The sequence below is a fragment of the uncultured Nevskia sp. genome (genome assembly GCF_903885465.1).
Classification (GTDB): Bacteria; Pseudomonadota; Gammaproteobacteria; order Nevskiales; family Nevskiaceae; genus Nevskia.
Genome location: NZ_CAISIQ010000553.1, coordinates 1 through 6,182, shown reverse-complemented (window position 1 = coordinate 6,182; position 6,182 = coordinate 1). Strand labels below are relative to the sequence as shown.

Annotated in this window: 7 protein-coding genes and 1 pseudogene; 5 read left to right on the top strand and 3 right to left on the bottom strand. The window is 66.2% G+C overall.

Annotated elements, in window-relative coordinates; all coding sequences use genetic code 11:
- From QZY06_RS21480 to QZY06_RS21470, 3 genes are all read left to right on the top strand, one after another.
- Positions 1 to 500: FAD:protein FMN transferase (locus QZY06_RS21480; protein WP_295688152.1), on the top strand; the 500-nt coding region annotated here is incomplete at its 5' end.
- Positions 501 to 591: 91 nt separating this feature from the next.
- Positions 592 to 939 (top strand): GFA family protein, encoded by a 348-nt coding sequence (locus QZY06_RS21475; protein ID WP_295688150.1) that lies wholly within the window; start codon positions 592 to 594, stop codon positions 937 to 939.
- Between the two features lie 114 nt (positions 940 to 1,053).
- Positions 1,054 to 2,778, top strand: coding sequence for a cytochrome c peroxidase (locus QZY06_RS21470; protein WP_295688147.1), 1,725 nt, complete (start codon positions 1,054 to 1,056; stop codon positions 2,776 to 2,778).
- A 7-nt stretch (positions 2,779 to 2,785) separates the two neighbouring features.
- Here QZY06_RS21470 and QZY06_RS21465 read toward each other — a convergent pair whose 3' ends face one another.
- Both QZY06_RS21465 and QZY06_RS21460 read right to left on the bottom strand, forming a co-directional pair.
- Entirely contained in the window at positions 2,786 to 3,298 is a 513-nt protein-coding gene (locus QZY06_RS21465; protein WP_295688144.1) for a copper chaperone PCu(A)C, read from the bottom strand.
- A complete protein-coding gene (locus tag QZY06_RS21460; protein ID WP_295688140.1) occupies positions 3,295 to 4,383 on the bottom strand; it encodes a GTP-binding protein in 1,089 nt (362 codons plus the stop codon). Before QZY06_RS21460 ends, QZY06_RS21465 begins: the two co-directional genes overlap by 4 nt.
- Before the next feature lie 207 nt (positions 4,384 to 4,590).
- Between QZY06_RS21460 and QZY06_RS21455 the strand changes: the two genes are divergently transcribed.
- Together QZY06_RS21455 and QZY06_RS21450 are read left to right on the top strand one after the other, a co-directional pair.
- Positions 4,591 to 5,106: a hypothetical protein gene (locus QZY06_RS21455; protein WP_295688138.1), complete on the top strand. Its 516-nt coding sequence runs from the start codon at positions 4,591 to 4,593 to the stop codon at positions 5,104 to 5,106.
- A gap of 40 nt (positions 5,107 to 5,146) precedes the next feature.
- Complete coding sequence (locus QZY06_RS21450) at positions 5,147 to 5,680, top strand: peroxiredoxin (protein ID WP_295688136.1); 534 nt, start codon at positions 5,147 to 5,149, stop codon at positions 5,678 to 5,680.
- Here QZY06_RS21450 and QZY06_RS21445 read toward each other — a convergent pair.
- Positions 5,677 to 6,182: pseudogene (locus QZY06_RS21445) on the bottom strand (hypothetical protein); the annotation flags it as partial. The gene QZY06_RS21450 and the pseudogene QZY06_RS21445 overlap by 4 nt on opposite strands.

Here is a 6,182-nt window from a genome sequence, read left to right as displayed (position 1 = left end):
GTGCCGCGCCGCAGGCGACTTGGCGTGATGTGCGGATAGAAAGCAATCAGGTTCGTTTCCGTCAGCCGCTGCGGCTGGATTTCGGCGGCATCGCCAAGGGTTACGCGGTCGATCTCGCGGTCGAGCAACTGCGCGCCGCTGGCATTGCGGAGGCGCAGGTCAACGCCGGTGGCGATCTGCGCGTGTTCGGCCTTGCGCCACAGCGGATCGCACTGCGCGATCCGCGGGCGCCGTTGCAGTGGTCGCAGATCGTCGAGCTCGACGATCAGGCGCTGGCGACCAGCGCGCCGTACTACGCGGCCGGCGCGGCACCCAGCGCGCTGATCGATCCACGCAACGGCAACCCGTATGCCGGTGCCGACAGCATCAGCGTCATCGCGCCGAACTGCCTGGTAGCCGATGCGCTGACCAAGGTCGCGTTGTTCGCAACGCCGTCTCGGCTGGAAGCGCTGCTCGAACAGCATGATGCCCAGTTGTTGATCCAGCGCTGCGCGGACTGAAGCCACCGCCGTAAGCTTCGCGTCCGTATCGAACGCAGGCGAGGACATGGGCACAAGGGTGATCCATCGTGGCGGCTGCCATTGCGGCGCCGTGCAATTTGAAGTCGATGCCCCGGCGCGGGTGCAGGTGCAGTCCTGCAACTGCTCGATGTGGCGGCCCAGCGGCTATCTGCATCTGATCGTGCCGGCGAGCGCCTTCCGGCTGCTGCAGGGTGCTGACCAGCTGACCACGTACACCTTCAACACCGGCGTCGCCAAGCATCTGTTCTGCAAGGTCTGCGGCATCAAATCCTTCTATGTGCCGCGCTCGAACCCGGGCGGTTCCTCGGTGAATCTGAACTGCCTGGAAGCAGGCAGCATCGAATCGGCGGAGATCGAAGCCTTCGATGGCCAGAACTGGGAGCAGCACGGTGCATCGCTGGCGCATCTCAGTCGCTGAGACGGCTGCGAGCGCGGAAATTCTCAGCAGAAAAGAAATTATTGGTGAAACATTTGTAAATGCGATTTGTTTGCATTAACGTCGCGGCAAACAAATCCGGGAAGTACGAGCACCATGCGGCAAGGGATGATGACGGGGACGGCGGCGGCGATCGCCGCGGGATGGCGGCCGTTGTTGCTGCTGGCAGCACTGGGTTTGTCGGCCTGCGATGGCGGTGGCCCCGCAGCCAGCGCAGTACCGCAATTCGAGGATCCGCCGCAGGTCGCGCTTGGCGAACGCCTGTTCCTGGAAACCCGCTTCTCGCAGTTCTACGCGGTCAATTCGCCGGCCAGCGTCAACCAGCCTTTGGCGTCCGGTGATCCGGCCGTTGCCACGCTGGTAACCCCCACCGGCAGCCTGCCGGGCCCGTTCGCTGGCCAGGCGATGAACTGCCGGCAATGCCATCTGGTCGACGAGAAATCCGGCATCGCCGGCGGCGGCAACCGCACCTATTCGGATTTCGCCCGCCGCTCGGTGATCACCGACCGCGGCGACGGCCCGGCGATGACCGTCCGCAACTCGCCGGCGCTGGTCAATTCGACGGTGCCACGCGCCAATGATTTCATCCTCCATTCCGACGGCGAATTCACCAGCGCCACCGAACTCGCCCGCGCCACCCTGACCGGCCGCATGGGCGGCTGGTTGCCGAACGAGACCGCGCAGGCCATTGCCCACGTCGCACGGGTGATCCGCGAGGACGACGGCCTCGGCGCACTGGCCGCCGATGGCGGCGGCAGCTATCGCGCGGCGCTGTCCGGCACCAGCCCCAGCCTTAAGCTGCCGGCGGAATTCCAGCTCAATGTCAGCACCGCCAGCGACGAGCAGATTCTCGACGACGTGGCGCGCCTGATCGCCGCCTATGTCGAAAGCCTGCTGTTCGTGCAGAACGCCAACGGCGTGAACGTCGCTTCACCGTTCGATCTGTTCCTGGCCCGCAACAGTCTGCCCGCCTCGCCGGCCTTCGGCGAAAGCGATCTCGATTACGCCCGCCGCCTACGCGCCCAGCTCGATGCGCTGGCAGCCCCACAGTTCGTCGCCGCCGATCAGCTGCGCCGCTTCCAGTTCCACCTGCAGCCCTTCGCCTTCAACGAGGCCGAACTCCGCGGCCTGCGCGTATTCCTGCGCGAGCCGGCCGATGCGGCGGGTCTCAGCGACGCGGAACGCTCGGCCGGCGGCGTCGGCAATTGCGTGGCCTGCCATGCGCCGCCGCAGTTCAGCGACTTCGGCCTGCACAACACCGGCGTGACGCAGATGGAGTACGACGGCATCCACGGCAGCGGCGCCTTTGCCAGCCTCGCGGTGCCAAGCCTGACGGAACGCGCAGACCCCGCCGTCGCCCGCGCCAGCCTGCCGCACACCACGGTGCATCCCGACTATCAGGGCCGGATGCGGGCGATTCCCGTCGCCAGCGATCCCGGCCGCATCGATCTGGGTGCCTGGAACGTGTTCGCGAACACGGACTTCCCGAACAGCCAGCACGCGCTGCGCAATCTGCTGTGCGGCATTGCCGTCAGCGGTGAAAGCTGTGCGGCGAGCACCGATGAAGCCTTGCTCGCGCGCTCGGTCGCCACCTTCAAGACGCCGAGCCTGCGCGATCTCGGCGACTCCCAGCCGTACATGCACGACGGCCAGTTCGACACCCTGGAAGCCACGGTCAGCTTCTACGCGCAGACCGCGGCGATGGCGCGCGCCGGCAGCTTGCGCAACGCTGATCCGAGGATCGCCAACATCGCCATCAACGCCCAGGACCAGAGCGATCTGGCTGCGTTTCTGCGGGCGCTGAACGAGGACTACAACTGAGACTGCTTCAGGTGCCGAGCGCTGCGATCGCCAGCTCGACACTGACCTTGCCGGCTTTCTCGAACTGCAGTTCCAGCTTCACCGTCTGACCAGCGACCAGCGCCTGGCTCAGGCCGATCAGCATCAGGTGATAGCCGCCGGGCGCCAGTTCCACGGTCTGGCCAGCCGGAATCGCCAGCCCGTCGCTGACGGCACGCATCTGCATCTGGCCATCGGCCATCGACATCTGGTGGATTTCGACGCTGGTCGCGGCTTCGCTGCTGATCGCGATCAGGCGATCGTCCTGGCTACCGCTGTTGACGATGCTCATGAAGCCGACGCCGGTGCCGCCGGCGGTCGGCGTTTCCCGCGAACGCGCCGAGCGGATCAGCAGATCGCCGATCCTGGTTTCGCTGCTCGCTGCAGCTTCGGGCGCCCCCGATGCGACAGGGGCAGCAGGCGGCGGGGCCGGCTTGCAGGCAGCCAGCAGGGCGAAGGAGGACAGCGCGGCGATGCAGCTCAGTCGAAGGTTCATGGTCATGGCGTAGCGGGTTTCAGAAGGGGATCTTCGTTCGGGGTGTCCTGCAGGTAGGCCAGGGTGTTGCGCACCGTTTCCTGGCCCCAGCCGCGGGTGATGAACACCAGCCGCGTGCGGTGATCGTCGCTCGGCCAGGCCGGCAGTTCTTCGGCCGGATGGAGCAGGTTCTGCACGCCGTGCAGCACGGTCGGCTTGTCCTGGCCCTGGATGTTGACGATGCCCTTGAAGCGCAGCAGATCGGCGCCGGTCAGCGAGCGCAGGAAATCCAGCCAGCCGAACAGCTTCCAGGCCGGCACCGGCTCGTCGAGGATCAGGCTGAAGGTCTGGATGTCGTTCCAGTCCGGACCCTCGCCCCAGGGATCGACGCTGTCCGGTGCGCCCGGCGTCACCGGCAGCAGGCGGATCGAATCGGCCTTCAGGATCAGCGGGCTCAAGCTGAAGTCCGCCGACTGCGGCCGCCGCCGGCCGTTGGTGAACAGCCAGTCCGGCTGCGCGGCGCCCTTCTTCGGCACATAGACCTCGGCATCCGGGTTCAGGCCCTTGAGCTGCTCGCGCAGCGCGGTGAGCGCGGCTTCGTCGACCAGATCGCTCTTGGTGATCAGCAGCGCATCGGCGCTGGCGATCTGCTTCTGGGCGATGTCGATTTCCTCGACCGTGGTGCCGGCGTTGGCGGCATCGACCAGGGTCACCACGCTGTCGAGCACGAAGCGCTCGGCCAACTGCGGTGCTCGCAGGATCTGGCTGAGGATCGGCCCCGGTTCAGCCAGGCCCGTGGTTTCGATGATCACTCGCTTCAAGCTGGGAATCTGCTTGCGCTGCGCTTTGGTGAACAGGGTCATCAGCGCTTCGGCGAGCCGGCCGCGCGAGGTGCAGCACATGCAGCCGCCTTCGATCAGCTCGACCTCGTCCGGCTCGGCCTGCTCGACCAGATGATGATCGAGGCCGACATCGCCGTACTCGTTGATCACCACCGCGGTGCCGGTCATCGACGGATGACGAAGCAGGAAATTCAGCAAGGTGGTCTTGCCGGCGCCGAGGAAGCCGGTCAGCAGCACCATCGGAATGCGGGTATCAGCAGGGGTTTGCACGGTGGTCTCTCGTGGCAGCCGGAGGTCGCAGGGGACGAGGATTATCGCCGGTCGCGCCGCGGCCCTGTGCGCGATCGCTTCCGGAATGCCATGAACGTCCGGTAGATGCCCATGTTTTGGGTATTGGCCTGAGCGGCCAGGCGCCCGGACAATAGCGGGCGAAGACATTTCCCAGCATCGCCTCATCTTCAAACCCAGGAGCAACTTATGAACCGACGCGATTTCACCCGAGCCTTTGCCGGCCTGGCGAGCTTCACCGCATTCGCCGGCACGGCCGCCGCGGAAGATCCGCGCAATCTGCGCAGCGATGCGCCGGTCGGCAAGGCCAAGCCGGCGGCAGCAGCGGTCGACCACAGCGCCCATCAAGGCCACGCGGCCGAGGCCAGCGCGCCGGCTGGCCGCTACGCCGCGCTTGCCACGGTGTATGCCGACTGCGCCGCCCGCGCCACCGAATGCATCACTCACTGCCAGAGTGTGCTGGCCACTGGCGACAAGAGCCTTGGCGATTGCCTGAAAACCGCGCTGGCCTGCCAGACCACCTGCACGGCCGTCGCCCAGCTCGCACGCCTGAACTCGGATTTCGCGCCAGCACTGGCCCGCGACACCGTGCCGGTGATGCAAGCCTGCCTCGATACCTGCCGTCCGCACATCGAGCATCACGCGATCTGCAAGGCCTGCTTCGACGCCTGCGAAAGCGCGATCAAGGCCGCCCAGTCCATCTGATTGGCCATCTGATTGGCCATCTGATTGGCGGCGTCAGGGAATGACCAGACGATTCGACCGATGGCGCGGCAGCCTGGCGCTCGCCGGCCTGTTGCTGTGCACGCTCGACGTGCAGGCGATCGAGGTCGGCCATCCGGCGCCCAGCTTCACGGCGACCTTGCTGGACGGCACTCGCTTCGATCTTGCGGCGCATCGTGGCGAAGTCGTGGTCATCAATTTCTGGGCGACCTGGTGCGCGCCCTGTCGCGAAGAAATGCCGGCCTTCGAAGCGCTGCAGCGAACGTATCGCGACCAAGGCCTGGTGATCGTCGCGGTCAGCATGGATGACCCGGAACTGCGCGAACGGGTGCTCAAGCTTGCTCAAGACTTCAGCTACCCGATGGCCATGGCCGGCGACACGAAAGCCGCCGGTTATGGCCGTATCTGGCGGTTGCCGATCAGCTTCGTGATCGATCGTCAGGGCCTGCTCCGCGTCGACGGCGGCATCGGCGAACGCAAGGCCTATGACCTGCATGCGCTGCTGAACGAAGTCGGGCCGCTGCTGCGCGAGCCGCGGCCCGATGCCTCGCGCTAGAAGCCGTAGCTGAGGCCGACGGTCGCCAGGTAATGCGGCGCCAGCTGGTAGCCGGTGTAGTGCTGGTACACCGGCAGCTGCACGAAGCCGTAGGCGTTCAGGGTGCCGGCCAGGGCGCCGGACAAGCCCGGTGATACGTAGACCGCCTGGCTGCCGCTGTTGTCGTAGTCGGCATTGCTGCCGACTTCCTTGCCTTCGACGCGGGCATTGAGCTGCAGCTGCGGCGTCAGCCGACCGAAGCCGACATAGCGCAGCCCGGCGCTGGCGGTGAACTGGCTGCTGGGTCGGAAGCCATCGGCCTTGTTCAGCGCCTGCTTGAGCTGCACTTGCTCGAAGCGATCCCAGTCGCGGCTGATCGCCGCGTAGTTGTAGACGCCGAGGATCAGGTCGGTGGTCCCGGTGCCGTTCTGCAGGCCGCGATCGATGATCTCGCCGTCCGCAGCGAGCGGACCGTCGGTGAAGGTTTTCTGGTGCGAGCCGGTCGGTAGCTTGACGCCGAACT

Excerpts from the sequence above, each read along its gene's own strand:
- QZY06_RS21465 (WP_295688144.1), bottom strand. The coding sequence starts at position 3,298 with ATGACCATGAACCTTCGACTGAGCTGCATCGCCGCGCTGTCCTCCTTC.
- QZY06_RS21455 (WP_295688138.1), top strand. The coding sequence starts at position 4,591 with ATGAACCGACGCGATTTCACCCGAGCCTTTGCCGGCCTGGCGAGCTTC.
- QZY06_RS21450 (WP_295688136.1), top strand. The coding sequence starts at position 5,147 with ATGACCAGACGATTCGACCGATGGCGCGGCAGCCTGGCGCTCGCCGGC.
- QZY06_RS21470 (WP_295688147.1), top strand. The coding sequence starts at position 1,054 with ATGCGGCAAGGGATGATGACGGGGACGGCGGCGGCGATCGCCGCGGGA.